Origin of the sequence: Pseudomonas sp. ANT_H4, assembly GCF_008369295.1 — a bacterium.
In the GTDB taxonomy this organism is placed as follows: domain Bacteria; phylum Pseudomonadota; class Gammaproteobacteria; order Pseudomonadales; family Pseudomonadaceae; genus Aquipseudomonas.
In genome coordinates this window covers 72,265-86,529 of sequence record NZ_VOBG01000002.1, presented here as the reverse complement: position 1 = coordinate 86,529, position 14,265 = coordinate 72,265, and the positions used below count along the sequence as shown (strand labels likewise).

General features: G+C 58.8%; 16 protein-coding genes. 4 read left to right on the top strand and 12 right to left on the bottom strand.

Going from position 1 to position 14,265, the window contains the following annotated elements:
• Positions 1–136 precede the first annotated feature (136 nt).
• Both FQ182_RS02990 and FQ182_RS02985 read left to right on the top strand, forming a co-directional pair.
• Positions 137–1,162, top strand: a complete 1,026-nt coding sequence (locus FQ182_RS02990) for an outer membrane protein assembly factor BamD (RefSeq protein ID WP_149410810.1) — start codon at positions 137–139, stop codon at positions 1,160–1,162.
• A 123-nt stretch (positions 1,163–1,285) separates the two neighbouring features.
• Complete coding sequence (locus tag FQ182_RS02985) at positions 1,286–1,519, top strand: PP0621 family protein (RefSeq protein ID WP_133099969.1); 234 nt, start codon at positions 1,286–1,288, stop codon at positions 1,517–1,519.
• A 48-nt stretch (positions 1,520–1,567) separates the two neighbouring features.
• Here the strand turns inward: FQ182_RS02985 and thiO are convergent, their stop codons facing one another.
• Genes thiO through pilV form a run of 5 tightly spaced genes read right to left on the bottom strand, consistent with a single transcriptional unit; the run spans position 1,568 to position 4,852 of the window.
• On the bottom strand, positions 1,568–2,668 hold the full coding sequence (gene thiO, locus FQ182_RS02980) for a glycine oxidase ThiO (RefSeq protein ID WP_149410809.1): 1,101 nt from the start codon (positions 2,666–2,668) through the stop codon (positions 1,568–1,570).
• Positions 2,669–2,725: 57 nt separating this feature from the next.
• Positions 2,726–3,127, bottom strand: coding sequence for a type IV pilin protein (locus tag FQ182_RS02975; protein WP_149410808.1), 402 nt, complete (start codon positions 3,125–3,127; stop codon positions 2,726–2,728).
• A 12-nt stretch (positions 3,128–3,139) separates the two neighbouring features.
• Positions 3,140–3,637 (bottom strand): PilX N-terminal domain-containing pilus assembly protein, encoded by a 498-nt coding sequence (locus tag FQ182_RS02970; RefSeq protein ID WP_256666100.1) that lies wholly within the window; start codon positions 3,635–3,637, stop codon positions 3,140–3,142.
• 25 nt (positions 3,638–3,662) lie between these two features.
• Complete coding sequence (locus FQ182_RS02965) at positions 3,663–4,370, bottom strand: prepilin-type N-terminal cleavage/methylation domain-containing protein (protein ID WP_149410806.1); 708 nt, start codon at positions 4,368–4,370, stop codon at positions 3,663–3,665.
• Positions 4,367–4,852: a type IV pilus modification protein PilV gene (gene pilV, locus FQ182_RS02960; protein WP_149410805.1), complete on the bottom strand. Its 486-nt coding sequence runs from the start codon at positions 4,850–4,852 to the stop codon at positions 4,367–4,369. Before pilV ends, FQ182_RS02965 begins: the two co-directional genes overlap by 4 nt.
• 250 nt (positions 4,853–5,102) lie before the next feature.
• On the opposite strand from pilV, the gene FQ182_RS02955 reads away from it, so the two are divergent.
• Positions 5,103–5,687, top strand: a complete 585-nt coding sequence (locus tag FQ182_RS02955; RefSeq protein WP_149410804.1) for a GspH/FimT family pseudopilin — start codon at positions 5,103–5,105, stop codon at positions 5,685–5,687.
• Here FQ182_RS02955 and ispH read toward each other — a convergent pair.
• The 6 genes from ispH to murJ form a co-directional block, all read right to left on the bottom strand.
• Positions 5,641–6,588, bottom strand: coding sequence for a 4-hydroxy-3-methylbut-2-enyl diphosphate reductase (ispH, locus tag FQ182_RS02950; protein WP_149410803.1), 948 nt, complete (start codon positions 6,586–6,588; stop codon positions 5,641–5,643). The genes FQ182_RS02955 and ispH overlap by 47 nt on opposite strands.
• A 69-nt stretch (positions 6,589–6,657) precedes the next feature.
• Positions 6,658–7,095 carry an FKBP-type peptidyl-prolyl cis-trans isomerase gene (gene fkpB, locus FQ182_RS02945; protein WP_178114384.1) on the bottom strand — a complete coding sequence of 146 codons (438 nt, stop codon included), beginning with the start codon at positions 7,093–7,095 and terminating at the stop codon, positions 6,658–6,660.
• A 7-nt stretch (positions 7,096–7,102) separates the two neighbouring features.
• A complete protein-coding gene (lspA, locus tag FQ182_RS02940) occupies positions 7,103–7,630 on the bottom strand; it encodes a signal peptidase II (RefSeq protein WP_149410801.1) in 528 nt (175 codons plus the stop codon).
• Positions 7,623–10,454, bottom strand: coding sequence for an isoleucine--tRNA ligase (gene ileS / locus FQ182_RS02935; RefSeq protein WP_149410800.1), 2,832 nt, complete (start codon positions 10,452–10,454; stop codon positions 7,623–7,625). The genes lspA and ileS overlap by 8 nt, the downstream gene beginning before the upstream one ends.
• Before the next feature lie 13 nt (positions 10,455–10,467).
• Complete coding sequence (gene ribF / locus FQ182_RS02930) at positions 10,468–11,406, bottom strand: bifunctional riboflavin kinase/FAD synthetase (RefSeq protein ID WP_178114379.1); 939 nt, start codon at positions 11,404–11,406, stop codon at positions 10,468–10,470.
• A 118-nt stretch (positions 11,407–11,524) separates the two neighbouring features.
• The gene (murJ, locus tag FQ182_RS02925) at positions 11,525–13,063 is read right to left on the bottom strand and encodes a murein biosynthesis integral membrane protein MurJ (protein ID WP_149410798.1); all 1,539 of its coding nucleotides are present in this window, start codon (positions 13,061–13,063) and stop codon (positions 11,525–11,527) included.
• A 254-nt stretch (positions 13,064–13,317) separates the two neighbouring features.
• Here murJ and rpsT point away from each other — a divergent pair, with 254 nt between their 5' ends.
• Positions 13,318–13,596, top strand: a complete 279-nt coding sequence (rpsT, locus tag FQ182_RS02920) for a 30S ribosomal protein S20 (RefSeq protein ID WP_065836169.1) — start codon at positions 13,318–13,320, stop codon at positions 13,594–13,596.
• 204 nt (positions 13,597–13,800) lie between these two features.
• On the opposite strand, the gene FQ182_RS02915 is transcribed toward rpsT, so the two are convergent.
• Positions 13,801–14,265, bottom strand: a complete 465-nt coding sequence (locus tag FQ182_RS02915) for a CreA family protein (RefSeq protein WP_149410797.1) — start codon at positions 14,263–14,265, stop codon at positions 13,801–13,803.

Genomic DNA, 14,265 nt, shown 5'->3' with positions numbered 1-14,265 from the left:
GTGGCACAGCCTTTGGTTTCGGCTGCGCGCTTGTGGTTAAATACGGCGTCTTTTGCCCCGAGGCTTTCAACGGGGCGCTCATCATAACAGGACGGCCCCGCCCAAGACAGCGGCCGTCATAGGGACGCAAGCCGCCATGCAAGTGAAACACCTGCTGCTGATCGCCATCCTCGCCATGACTGCTGCTTGCTCGTCAACAAAGGACGTCGTCGACGAAAACCTCAGCGAAGTCGAGCTGTACCAGCAAGCTCAGGCCGACCTGGACAACAACAGTTACACCAGCGCCACGGCCAAGCTCAAGGCACTGGAGTCGCGGTATCCGTTCGGCCGCTACGCCGACCAGGCCCAGCTCGAACTGATCTACGCCAACTACAAGAACGCCGAGCCGGAAGCTGCTAAGTCCGCCGCCGAGCGTTTTATCCGCCTGCACCCGCAGCATCCAAACGTGGATTACGCCTACTACCTCAAGGGCCTGACCTCGTTTGACCAGGACGTTGGCCTGCTGGCGCGCTTCCTGCCGCTGGACATGACCAAGCGTGACCCAGGTGCCGCGCGCGACTCCTACAACGAGTTCGCCCAGCTGACCAGCCGCTACCCCAACAGCCGCTACGCGCCGGACGCCAAGCAGCGCATGATCTACCTGCGCAACCTGCTGGCTTCCTACGAGATCCACGTGGCCCACTACTACCTGACCCGCCAGGCTTATGTAGCTGCCGCTAACCGTGGTCGCTATGTAGTGGAGAATTTCCAGGAAACCCCATCCGTGGGTGATGGCCTGGCAGTGATGACCGAGGCTTACCAGCGCCTGCACCTGGACGCCCTGGCGACCACTAGCTTGGAAACCTTGAAGCTCAACTACCCGGACCACCCAAGCCTGACAGACGGTCAGTTCGTGCCGCAAGTGGCTGAAGCTGACAACCGTTCGTGGTTGAGCAAGTACACCTTGGGCCTGATCGAATCCCGCCCACCGCTGCCGCCGGGCGAAACCCGCGCCAACCAGGACGTGATCAAGCAGTACCAGGATGCCAAGGATTCTATTCCTTCGGACTTGAAGCCTCATGACGAGAACGGAGACGTGATCGAAGAAGAGACCCCTGAAGCCCTGGGCAATAACGAAGACCGCTCGTGGTTCAGCTACATGACGCTTGGCGTATTTGACTAACGGTCGATGCGATGCCAAAAGGAGCCCCCAGGGGCTCCTTTTTTATGGCGCGACTTTATTCCCCTGTGCGCCGGTCACGTCCTTGGCTAAACTGCCGCATTCCTTGTCGAGAAGCTACTGACCATGGTTCGTTTACTGTTCTGGATTGCTCTGATTGCTGCCGCGGTATGGTTATGGCGCAAGTTCAAGCGCCCCGTGCCGACGCAACAACGGCCCCACGAGCAAGGTGCGGCGCCCATGGTCCGTTGCGCTCACTGTGGCGTGCATTTGCCGCAAGATCACGCCCTAAGCTCGCGTCAGGAGTGGTATTGCACTCAGGGGCATCTGGAGCAGGGGCCGAAGTCTATCGGGCGTTGATTCAGCCGCAATAATCCAGGAGCAGGCTTGCACGCTCCTGGATTGCGTCTAGATCCGCCCTGTCGGTGCATACGGCGCGGGGTCAATGATCGGCTCGCACTCCAGCAACAAATCGACAAACAACTGACAGGATGCCGGCGCCAGCACCAGCCCATTACGGTAATGCCCGCAATTTAGCCAAAGCCCATCAAACCCTGGCACCTTGCCAATATAGGGAATGCCTTCCGGCGACCCTGGCCGCAATCCGGCCCAATGCCCCACGACCTCAGCATCCGCCAGCGCCGGTATCAGCTCCACAGCTGAGGCTTTCAGGCTCTGCAGCGCCTTGTCAGTCGTTGTTTTATTGAAGCCGTCATGCTCCAGGGTGCTACCAATCAGAATATGCCCATCTCGCCGCGGGATCGCATAGCGACGCTTGGCTAGTACCATGCACGGCAAGAAGTCTGACGCGCACTTGTACAGAATCATCTGCCCCTTGATCGGCTCCACGGGCAACTCCAGCCCCAGGCTACCCAGCAACTCGCCACTCCAGGCACCGGCGGCGAGTACCACGTGGTCACCCCGAAACTCACTAAGCGCCGTGTTCACACCAACAATTTTGCCACCCTCACAAATAAATCCCTCCACCGCGCAGTGCTCATGCACGGTGACACCAGGCAACGCCAGCAGGGCAGCCTTGAGGGACTTTACCAATCGTGGGTTACGCACGTTGGCCACGCCCGCCATGTAGATAGCTTGTGAGAACCCTGGACCCAACACCGGTACAGCATCACGGACAGCCGAAATATCTACCTTGCTCAGTGGTCGTCCTTCACGGGCCGCCCAAGCCAGGGCCTCAGCCTCATCGCCCAGATCCAACCAATACAAGCCAGTGGTATGAACCTCAGGGTCCACTCCGGTGGCTGCAAAAAGACGCTCGGCCAACTGAGGATAAAAATCCTGAGACCAATGCGCCAGGGCGGTCACTGCAGGACTGTAGCGCCACGGGTAAAGCGGCGAAACAATGCCACCACCCGCCCAGGAAGCCTCCTGCCCCACCGCCGAACGGTCCAGCAGCACCACCGCCTGTCCCTGGGTTGCCAGGTTGAACGCCGTCAACAGGCCGATAACGCCACCACCGACCACCACTACTTGCTGTTGCTTAGCCATCTTCGATCCAGCCGATAAAAAGAAAAGAGTGCACCTGGCACCCCACGCCCATCTACCTCATCGCCCCCAGCACTCTTTACGAGTCATGTCGGGCGCAGCACCCGGATTGCTCCGCGCGCCGGTACTGATCAAGCTGAAGTCACCACAGGAGTCGCCCATCATCACCGAACCGGCGAGGGGCGTGGCCATCAAGCTGAAATCCTGCGGGTTCAACGTCACCGTGATTTTATAGCGATCATTACCGGCGCTGACGCCGCTGGCGTCAATAAAAATGCCATTTCTCACGTAATAACGCTCGAGATGTTGGGCTTGCTCGGTGAGCAGACCGACAATTTCCGTGCGATAGACCTTTTTCAGGTGAGCGGTATAACCGGGATAGGCAATGCCGGCCAGGATGGCGATGATCGCAACAGCGATCAGTAACTCGATCAGTGTAAAACCTTTGATATCTCTGCTCATCGTGCTTCTTACCTAGTGAAGTTGTCGCCACATGACTCGTCGAAACCTGGGCCCTGCAGAATCACCCACGGATACCCGCGCATACACGGCCTCCAGTACGGTGCGCGAATGGCCGCTGATACCTGCGGCAGTTACCCGATATACGGTCGCCGAAGTTCCGTTCGGCAAATGAGCCAAGCCCACGCCACGTCCCAGATTTTGAATGCCATAGACGCCCCCCTTTAGAGCGACCCAAGTGACGGCCGAGACTGGATCTGTTCCTGGCCCACTCACCGAAATCGACTCTTTCGGCGGTGCGCAGGTGGCTAGCGAGGGACATGGCTGCAAAGCAAATCCAGGAGCCTGCACAGCGGACTCCCCAAGCCTTAACCCGCTTTCGGCGGCCTGAAAGGATTGGTTGCGGTGCCTGATGCTGCCGGCGATTTTTTCCTGCAAAGTGGCCGCTTGCATCGAGGACAGACCGATGACTGTCAACAACAGCAGAAACACCAGACTGATCAGCAGGACCATACCGCTCTGCCGCGACATGCCACGGCTACTCAAGGCGATTACGCAGGGCTGCGGCGACGCTATAGGTCTGGTCCCGTACGCGACCTCCAGGATCCTGGAGGGTCAGAAGGATACGTATGCTACGCACCAGGGATTCATCGTCCGGATTACTGTCATACCGCGTCACAACACTAGACCCTGCCGCGCCGGCCATCCCGAAGCTGAGCTCGAATGCTCGCACGCTATCCACCAGAACTGCCTTGGCCGGTGTCGAAGGGGTACTGAGTTTCAACTGGCCGGACTCAAAGGTGTAAGTCAGTTTGCGAATGGGAAAGCTGATCTGTCCGGGGCCAGGCTTGGGTGACACGCCAGCATAGGCCCGGGCACTCTCGACGCAATTGGAGAGCACCGTCCAATCTGGATTGCTGCCTTCACTACCCACATCGCCCGTGACCAACGTCAGAACCTTTGAGCTGCCAGTACCAGCCCAACCAACAGGCCTGGAAAACTCAGCCGGGGCATCACTGATCGACGCAGTGGACAGGCAACCGAACATACCTGCCAGACGAATCTCCTGAATCATCTTGCTCAGGACAAATCGGGCATCGTCCTGCAATAACGTCGACGCATGTCGGCTGGCGTAGGTGTTTCGCGTGGCAAGGGACACCTGGACAACGGTCATCACCACTACCAATCCAAGGGTCAGCGCCAGCAGCAGCTCAATCAGCCCAAAACCACGGCAGGGCCGCCTCATTGCAAGGCTCGCGGATCGACGGCAACTCGACTGGCCAGAGTGAAGGTTTCACGGGTATTGCCGACATTGGCAGCGCGAGAATCATCCCAACTGATGCTGATGGTCGCCTCCCGCTGATTGATGGCAACCGAACCTTTGGCGCTCTCCCCGGCAAAGCGGATGATATTGGCCTCAAAGTCATGCAGGTCCAAATCACGAACGCTGGCCCCTGAGGGCCTGGAGGAACCGCTCTGCGTTTGTGACCATGAGTAATCTGCGCCTGAGTTGGCGCGAATCCGGTCCAGCATGTCGTAAGCGATAAAACTGGCCTGGCTGGTCATCCGCGAACTGTCGGTGTACTTGAGCGCGTTAAGCTGGATCACCACCGCACCCAGCAGGCCGACGCTGAGAATAAGCACCGAAACCAGCACCTCGATCAGGGTCATGCCGGTTTGCCCGGTACTGATCGGCTGGGGGCAAGGCGTTATTGGGCAAGCATTCATTACCGTCGTCATCCATGTCGAAGGTCATCAAAAGGCAGGGGTAAATCTCCTGTGCGCCCAAGATTAGCGTCGCTCCACGAGCAGCGCTGCATCTGGGAACAAAGCGAAATACTTTGGACAGGAAGGCCACCATTCGGCACACCGACGTCGACGCTATAACTATGTCTGCCATCTGGCAGCCCGTCTCCCCGGCCCAGACCGGCGCTGACAAGGAATGGGCAAACTGAGAACGTCCATGGAGGGACGAGACATGAAACAACGAGGTTTCACGTTGATCGAGCTGCTGGTCGGTTTGATATTGAGTAGCGTCCTGGCTCAACTGGCGGCGCCCAGCTTCAAGGGCCTGCTTGAGTCACAACGGCGCCAGAGCGCCGCCGAAACCCTGGCCGCAGGCCTGCGCTACGCACGCACCGAGGCCATCACACGCAATCGGACAGTAGTCATTCATGCCTTGGACAATGACTGGAGCCTGGGCTGGAGAGTTGTGCTCGACCTGAACGGCCGTGGACATCTGGACGAAGGCAACCCGGTACTGCTGGAGCGCCAGGACAGCGGGCGCATACCCATTGTGGGCAATACACCGGTCAGGACCCAGATACGCTTCAGCGGCTTGGGCGAACCGTTATTGTCGGCGGCGGGAGGCTTTCGTGCGGGTACCGTGCATGTATGTGCCACGGACCAGCAACTGAGCCTGTATCAAGTGGTGTTGGCGCCCACCGGCCGCATCAGCCTGCGCAATAACAAGACCGAGCAGCCGCTGTGCCGTGGCTACGTGGGCAGCACGGGACTCAGAGCAGCGAACGAACCCGCAGCTCCTTGGGCATGGAGAAGGTGATGTTCTCTTCACGTCCGGCCAACTCGTCTGCGCCCGTAGCGCCCCAGGCCTGCAATTGCTGAATCACGCCGCGCACCAGGACTTCCGGGGCAGAGGCACCGGCAGTTATGCCAATACGCTCGACACCATCAAACCAGCTGCGCTGCATGTCTTCGGCACCATCGATCAGGTAGGCCGGCGTTGCCATGCGCTCGGCCAGTTCCCGCAGGCGGTTGGAGTTGGAGCTGTTGGGGCTGCCAACGACCAGCACCACGTCGCACTCATCGGCCAACTGCTTGACGGCATCCTGGCGGTTTTGCGTGGCGTAGCAGATATCGTCCTTGCGCGGCCCGCCAATGGCAGGGAAGCGCGTGCGCAGAGCATCAATGACGCGGCTGGTGTCATCCATGGACAAGGTGGTCTGGGTCACGAAAGCCAGCTTGTCAGGGTTATGCACTTGCAGCTCGGCGACATCTTTTTCGTCTTCCACCAGGTAGATGGCACCACCATTGCTGCCGTCATACTGACCCATGGTGCCTTCGACTTCCGGGTGGCCGGCATGGCCGATCAGGATGCATTCACGACCGTCGCGACTGTAACGCGCGACTTCGATGTGCACCTTGGTCACCAGCGGGCAGGTGGCATCGAACACTTTCAGGCCGCGGCCTGCAGCTTCGGTACGCACCGCCTGGGAAACACCGTGGGCACTGAAGATCACGATGACGTCATCCGGCACCTGGTCCAGTTCTTCGACAAAAATGGCGCCGCGAGCACGCAGGTCTTCGACCACGAATTTGTTGTGGACCACTTCATGGCGCACATAAATCGGCGGCCCGAAGACTTCCAGGGCACGGTTGACGATTTCGATCGCCCGGTCCACGCCGGCGCAAAAGCCACGGGGGTTGGCGAGTTTGATTTGCATGCTGTGCCTCGTGTCTTGCAGCGCAAGAGATTGGAACATTGCGGTCCCCGCTGGAACCGGCTTCGTCAGTTACAGAGCCTTAACGTCGATGATTTCGACATCAAAGGTCAAGGTTTTACCGGCCAACGGGTGATTGAAGTCGATAGTCACCTCGGCGTCATCGAATGCTTTGACCACCCCCGGCAATTCGGTATTCGCCGCATCGTTGAAGATCACCAACAAGCCTTCAGACAGTTCCATGTCCTTGAATTGCGAGCGCGGGATGATTTGCACGTTTTGCGGATTCGGCTGGCCAAAGGCGTTTTCCGGCAGGATCTGCAAGTTGCGCTTGTCGCCGGCCTTGAAGCCGAACAGCGCCGCTTCAAAACCCGGAAGCAGGTTGCCATCGCCGACCTTGAAGGTCGCCGGGGCCTTGTCGAAAGTGCTGTCGACCGTGTCGCCGTTCTCCAGGCGCAGTGCGAAATGCAAGGTGACTTCCGTGTTCTGGCTGATGCGTTGCTCAGCCAATACCTGTTCAGTCATGAACGGTTTCTCCGGTTTTCTTACTTTTGAACATATCCAGTGCCAGCATCACGGCACCGACAGTAATAGCGCTGTCGGCAAAGTTGAACGCAGGGAAATACCAGCGGTTCTGCCAATGCACCAGAATGAAGTCGATTACATGGCCCAGGGCAATGCGGTCGTACAGGTTACCCAACGCCCCGCCCAACACCAAGGCCAGCGCAACGGCCAGCCAAGTGTCATCGCGCCCCAAGCGCTTGAGCCAAACCACCAGCACCGCACTGACTACGATGGCAATCAGCGCGAACAGCCAGCGCTGCCAGCCGGAGCTGTCGGCCAGGAAGCTGAACGCTGCGCCGGTGTTGTAGGCCAGGGTCCAGCTGAAATAGTCAGGAATAACCACGATCTGCTGGAACATATCCAGGGTGCCCTCGAAGTGAGCCTTGCTGACCTGGTCAATGACCAGGACCAGCAAGCTCAGGACGAGCCAGCCCAGACGTCCGAAACGACTGGCTGTATTAGGCCCGGCTTGGTTAGGCATAGTGACGAACCTCGCCCGCGCCGCTGATGTTGTCGACACAACGACCACAGATTTCCGGATGCTCCGGGTTCACGCCGACGTCTTCACGGCAGTGCCAGCAACGAGCGCACTTGGTGAAGGCTGACTTGACCACCTTGAGTTTGAGGCCCGGCACTTCAGTGGCCACTGCATCGGCCGGAGCCTGGACGAATGGCGCCAGGCTGGCAGTCGAGGTGATCAGCACGAAACGCAGCTCATTGCTCAGTTTGGCCAGGTCGGCGGTCAGGCCTTCCTCGGCAAACAGCGTTACTTCGGCCTGCAGATTGCCACCGACGGCCTTGGCCGCGCGCTGAACCTCCAGCTCCTTGTTCACGGCAACCTTGACCGCCATCACCCCTTCCCAGTAATCGCGGCCCAGCTCGAAATCGGCCGGCAGCTCGGTCAGGCCTTCGTACCAAGTGTTGAGCATCACCGATTCGTTACGCTCGCCCGGCAGGTACTCCCACAGCTCGTCGGCGGTGAACGCCAGGATCGGCGCGATCCAGCGCACCAGCGCTTCAGAGATGTGATACAGCGCGGTCTGCGCCGAGCGGCGCGCCTTGCTGTTGGCGCCGGTGGTGTACTGGCGGTCCTTGATGATATCGAGGTAGAAGCCACCCAACTCCTGGACGCAGAAGTTGTGAATTTTCGAGTAGACGTTCCAGAAGCGGTATTCGCCGTAGTTTTCCTGCAACTCGCGCTGCAGCAACAGGGTACGGTCCACAGCCCAACGGTCCAGGGCGAGCATTTCCTCGGCCGGCAGGATGTCGGTGGCCGGGTTGAAACCGGTCAGGTTCGACAACATGAAGCGTGCGGTATTGCGAATACGGCGGTAGGCGTCGGCGCTGCGTGCAAGAATCTGCTCGGACACGGCTATCTCGCCCGAGTAATCGGTCGAGGCGACCCAAAGGCGCATGATGTCGGCGCCCAGGGTGTCGTTGACCTTCTGCGGCGCGATCACGTTGCCCAGGGACTTGGACATCTTGCGGCCGTTCTCGTCGACGGTGAAGCCGTGGGTCAGCAGCTCGCGGTACGGCGCGTGGTTATCGATGGCGCAACCGGTCAGCAGCGACGAGTGGAACCAGCCGCGATGCTGGTCCGAGCCTTCCAGATACAGGTCGGCGCGCGGGCCGGTCTCATGACCCATCGAGTGCGAACCACGAAGGACGTGCCAGTGGGTGGTGCCCGAATCGAACCAGACGTCGAGGGTGTCGCTGATCTTGTCGTACAGCGGCGCCTCGTCACCCAGCAACTCGGCGGCGTCCAGCTTGAACCAGGCTTCAATGCCCTCTTCTTCAACACGCTGGGCCACGACTTCCATCAGCTCGACGGTGCGCGGGTGCAGCTCGCCGCTTTCCTTGTTCAGGAAGAACGGGATCGGCACGCCCCAGTTACGCTGGCGAGAGATGCACCAGTCCGGACGGTTAGCGATCATCGAGTGCAGGCGCGCCTGACCCCAGGCCGGGACGAACTGAGTCTCTTCGATGGCCTTGAGCGCACGCTTGCGCAGGGTTTCGCCGCTGGTAGGCTCGTTGTCCATGCCGATGAACCATTGCGCGGTAGCGCGATAGATCAGCGGGGTCTTGTGGCGCCAGCAGTGCATGTAGCTGTGGCTGATGGTTTCGGTGTGCAACAGCGCACCAACTTCCGCCAGCTTGTCGATGATCGCCGGGTTGGCCTTGAAGATGAACTGGCCGCCGAAGAACTCCAGGGACGGCGAGTACACACCGTTGCTTTGCACTGGACTGATGATGTCGTCGTTGACCAGGCCGTATTGCTTGCAGATCACGAAGTCGTCCACGCCATAGGCGGGCGAGCAGTGAACCACGCCGGTGCCGGCACCCAACTCGACGTAGTCAGCCAGGTAGATTGGCGACAGACGGTCATAGAACGGGTGACGGAAGTTGATCAGCTCCAGAGCGGAGCCGGTAGTGGTGGCAATCACCGAACCTTGCAGGTTGTAGCGGGTCAGGCACGACTCGACCAGTTCTTCGGCCAACACCAACAGCTTGTCACCGACGTCCACCAGGGCGTAGGTGAATTCCGAGTGCACGTTGAGCGCCTGGTTGGCCGGGATGGTCCACGGAGTGGTGGTCCAGATCACGATGGAGGCTGGCTTGGCCAGGCTCGCCAGCCCGAAGGCTTCAGCCAGCTTGGCTTCGTCGGCAATCGGGAAGGCAACGTCGATGGTTGAAGACTTCTTGTCTTCATACTCGACTTCCGCTTCAGCCAGGGCAGAGCCGCAGTCGAAGCACCAGTTCACCGGCTTGAGGCCCTTGAACACGAAACCGCCCTTGACGATTTCAGCCAAGGCACGGATTTCACCGGCCTCGTTCTTGAAGTCCATGGTCTTGTACGGGTTGGCCCAGTCGCCCAACACACCCAGGCGGATGAACTCGGACTTCTGCCCTTCGATCTGCTCGGTGGCGTAGGCACGGCACAGTTCGCGGGTCTTGTCGGCGCCCAGGTTCTTGCCGTGGGTCACTTCGACTTTGTGTTCGATTGGCAGGCCGTGGCAATCCCAGCCTGGGACATAAGGCGCGTCGAAACCCGAAAGGGTTTTCGAACGAATAATCATGTCCTTGAGAATCTTATTCAGCGCATGACCGATGTGAATCGTGCCGTTGGCATAAGGAGGGCCGTCGTGCAGGACGAACTTCGGGCGGTCCTTGCCAATCTCGCGCAACTTTCCGTACAGGCCAATACTGTCCCAGCGCTGCAGTATCTGCGGTTCGCGCTGTGGCAGGCCGGCCTTCATTGGGAAGGCGGTGTCCGGAAGGTTTAGCGTGGCTTTATAGTCGGTCATTTAAGGCTCTTCATTAGCGATTGGCGCTAGGTGCGGCTAGTGCACGGGCGGCGGCGACATCCGCATTGATCGCCGTTTTCAGCGCCTCCAGAGAGGCGAAACGCTGCTCTTCACGCAGCTTTTGGTGGAAAGCCACCGTCAAACGCCGGTCATATAAATCTCCGGAAAAATCCAAAAGGTGTACCTCCAGGTGGGCCTTGCCATCACCTGCAACCGTGGGCCTGACGCCTATGTTGGCGACTCCGGGCCACGACTGGCCGTCGATGTCGACACTGACCAGGTAAACCCCGGTCAGTGGCACGCGACGGCGCTTGAGTTGCACGTTGGCGGTTGGCGTGCCCAATTGGCGCGCCAGCTTCTGCCCGTGCAGGACCCGCCCGGCAATCCGGAACGGGCGACCGAGCAATCGCTCGGCCAAGGCGAAGTCGGCAGCGGCCAGGGCATTACGCACCTGGGTACTGCTCACACGCAGGCCGTCCAGTTCGACGGTTTGCGCGGCTTCGACGGTAAACCCCTGAGTGACGCCGGCTTGTTGCAGGAAATCGAAATCCCCAACCCGGTCGCAACCAAAGCGGAAGTCGTCACCGACTTCCAGGTGCTGCACGCCAAGGCCATCTACCAGGATTCGGTCGACGAACTCGGCGGCGCTGAGCTTGCGCAAGCGCTGGTTGAAGGCCAGACAGAGGACGCGGTCCACACCTTCTTCGGCCAGCAGTTGCAATTTGTCCCGCAGACGGGCCAAACGCGCCGGCGCCGTCTCTGGGGTGAAAAATTCGCGGGGTTGTGGTTCAAAAATCACCACGCAGCTGGGCACGCCCAACTCAACCGCACGCTCACGCAGACGGGCCAGGATAGCCTGGTGGCCACGGTGAACACCGTCAAAGTTGCCAATAGTGGCGACACAGCCCCGATGCTGGGGGCGCAGGTTGTGGAGACCTCGAACCAGCTGCATAACGCGCTTCTTGCTCATAAAGTGGTCGATTATAACCACACCCGGCCCCGGACGACAGGCAACAGCGCAGGCCAAATGGATCGAATCGAGAAAACAGGCGCCTTATTGTTGATTGCGATCAACTCAGCGACTTGCGATTGAAATCCCGCAAGCGGAATCCCATCAACAGCAGCATGCCAAAATACGCTACCACACCGGCGACCACCAACATGCCCAAACGCAGGAAACGTTCCAGCATGTGACCCTGGTCCCAGGCAGGCATCAACTGCATCAGCACCAGCAATACGGCCGACATCACCGCCACAGCCACCAGCAGCTTGAGGGAAAACATGCCCCATCCCGGCTGCGGCTGAAACATTTGCTGCTTACGCAGCTGATAAAAAAGCAGGCCGGCATTGATGCAGGCACCAACACTGATAGCCAGGGCCAGGCCAGCGTGAGCCAGCGGGCCGATGAATACCAGGTTGAGCAGTTGTGTGACCACCAGGGTGAAGATCGCAATCTTTACCGGGGTACGAATGTTTTGCTGGGCGTAAAAGCCGGGGGCCAGAACCTTGATCACGATGATACCCAGCAGGCCGACGGAGTAGGCAATCAGGGCGCGCTGGGTCATTGAGGCATCAAAAGCGCTGAACTGGCCGTACTGGAACAAAGAAACGGTCAGCGGCTCAGCGAGAATCCCCAGGGCCAGCGAGCACGGCAGCACCAGCACAAAGCACAGGCGCAAACCCCAGTCGAGTATTCGCGAGTATTCGTGGCGGTCCTTGCTGGCATAGGTACGCGCGAGCGTCGGCAGCAAAATGGTGCCCAATGCCACGCCCAGCACGCCCGACGGCAGCTCCATCAGACGATCGGCGTAGTACATCCACGACACCGAGCCCGAGACCAGCAACGAAGCAAAGGCGGTGTTGATGATCAGGGAAATCTGACTGACCGAGACGCCAAGGATTGCTGGCAGCATGTTTTTCATCACCCGCCAGACCCCGGTGTCCTTGAGGTTCAGGCGTGGCAACACGAGCATGCCGATCTTTTTCAGGTGCGGCAGTTGATACAACAATTGCGCCAGGCCGCCGGCCAACACCGCCCAACCCAGAGCCATGACGGGCGGGTCGAAATACGGCGTCAGAAACAGAACGAAAATAATCATGCTGACGTTAAGCAGGGTCGGCACGAAGGCTGGCACCGAGAAACGGTTCCACGTGTTAAGGACTGCACCCGCCAGGGACGACAGGGAAATCAGCAATATATAAGGAAATGTCACCCGCAGCAGATCGGTAGTGAGGGCGAATTTTTCCGGGGTATTGGCAAACCCGGGCGCTGTAGCCCAGATAATCCAGGGTGCAGCAAGCATGCCTGCAATCGTTACCAGCATCAGCACCAGGGTCAGCAAGCCCGAGACATAGGCAATAAATGTTCGGGTCGCCTCTTCGCCTTGCTGGGTCTTGTATTCCGCCAGAATCGGCACAAACGCTTGGGAAAACGCACCCTCGGCGAAGATCCGCCGCAGTAGATTGGGCAGTTTGAAGGCAATAAAGAACGCATCTGTGGCCATGCTCGCGCCAAAAAAGCGCGCCACAAGGGTGTCACGTACAAACCCCAAAACCCGGGAGATCATTGTGATAGAGCTGACGGCGGCCAACGACTTGAGCAGATTCATTGAAAGAGTTTTTGCCTATAGATAAAGAGCAGGCGAACAATGCGCCCACATATGCGATACTCCGCGCCTGCAACAAGCACAGAGCCAAAGCTCGCGAGTTTACAGGTCAAGCGCCGGAAATAAATCACCCGCCTCTTCAGATCGACCACTCAGCAGTTCGCATCAGCCGCCCTTGACAAGACTTCAACTCATCGGCATGATTCGCGGCCTATTTTGTTTGCTATTTCCTAAAAAGTCTTTCGAGGAGCTCGACGGTGGCCAACACACCTTCCGCCAAAAAACGTGCAAAACAGGCTGAGAAGCGTCGCAGCCACAACGCCAGCCTGCGTTCCATGGTTCGTACCTACATCAAGAATGTAGTTAAGGCCATCGACGCAAAAGACGCTGAAAAAGCTCAAGCTGCTTACGTTCTGGCTGTGCCAATTATCGACCGTATGGCCGATAAAGGCATCATCCACAAGAACAAAGCTGCTCGCCATAAAGGTCGTCTGAATGGCCACATCAAGGCTCTGAACCTTGCTGCTGCAGCCTAAGCGATAAGCTTGTTAAAAAACCGACCCTAGGGTCGGTTTTTTATTGCCTCGGATTTGAGCATGCCGCGAGCTACCAGACACCACAAACAAATGTGGGAGCTGGCTTGCCTGCGATAGCGGCACAACAGTCAACATCATCATTGAATGCTAGCCAGTCATCGCAGGCAAACCACCCCCCACACAAGCAAAACAACGCCACCCAATTTATTGGGCCGTCGGCCACGGCAGGATCGGAATTGCCGTCACCGCATTCTGCGGACTGCCCTCGATCAAACGGTCGCTATAGACCAGATACACCAGGGTATTGCGCCTCTTGTCGAGGAAGCGCACCACCTGCATGGTCTTGAACACTAGGGACGTGCGCTCCTTGAACACCTCATCACCATCCTTCAACTCACCCTTGAAGCGAATCGGCCCCACCTGACGACACGCTATCGACGCCTCAGCACGATCTTCAGCCAGACCAAGACCACCCTTCACCCCGCCCGTCTTGGCCCGAGACAAATAGCACGTCACACCATCGACCTTCGGATCATCAAAAGCCTCGACTACAATCCGATCATTGGGGCCGACGAACTTGAACACCGTCGACACGCGACCAATTTCTTCAGCCGACGCCAGCAACGGCATAGCCAACAACAGGCCAAGCAATCCCTTCATTACGCGCAT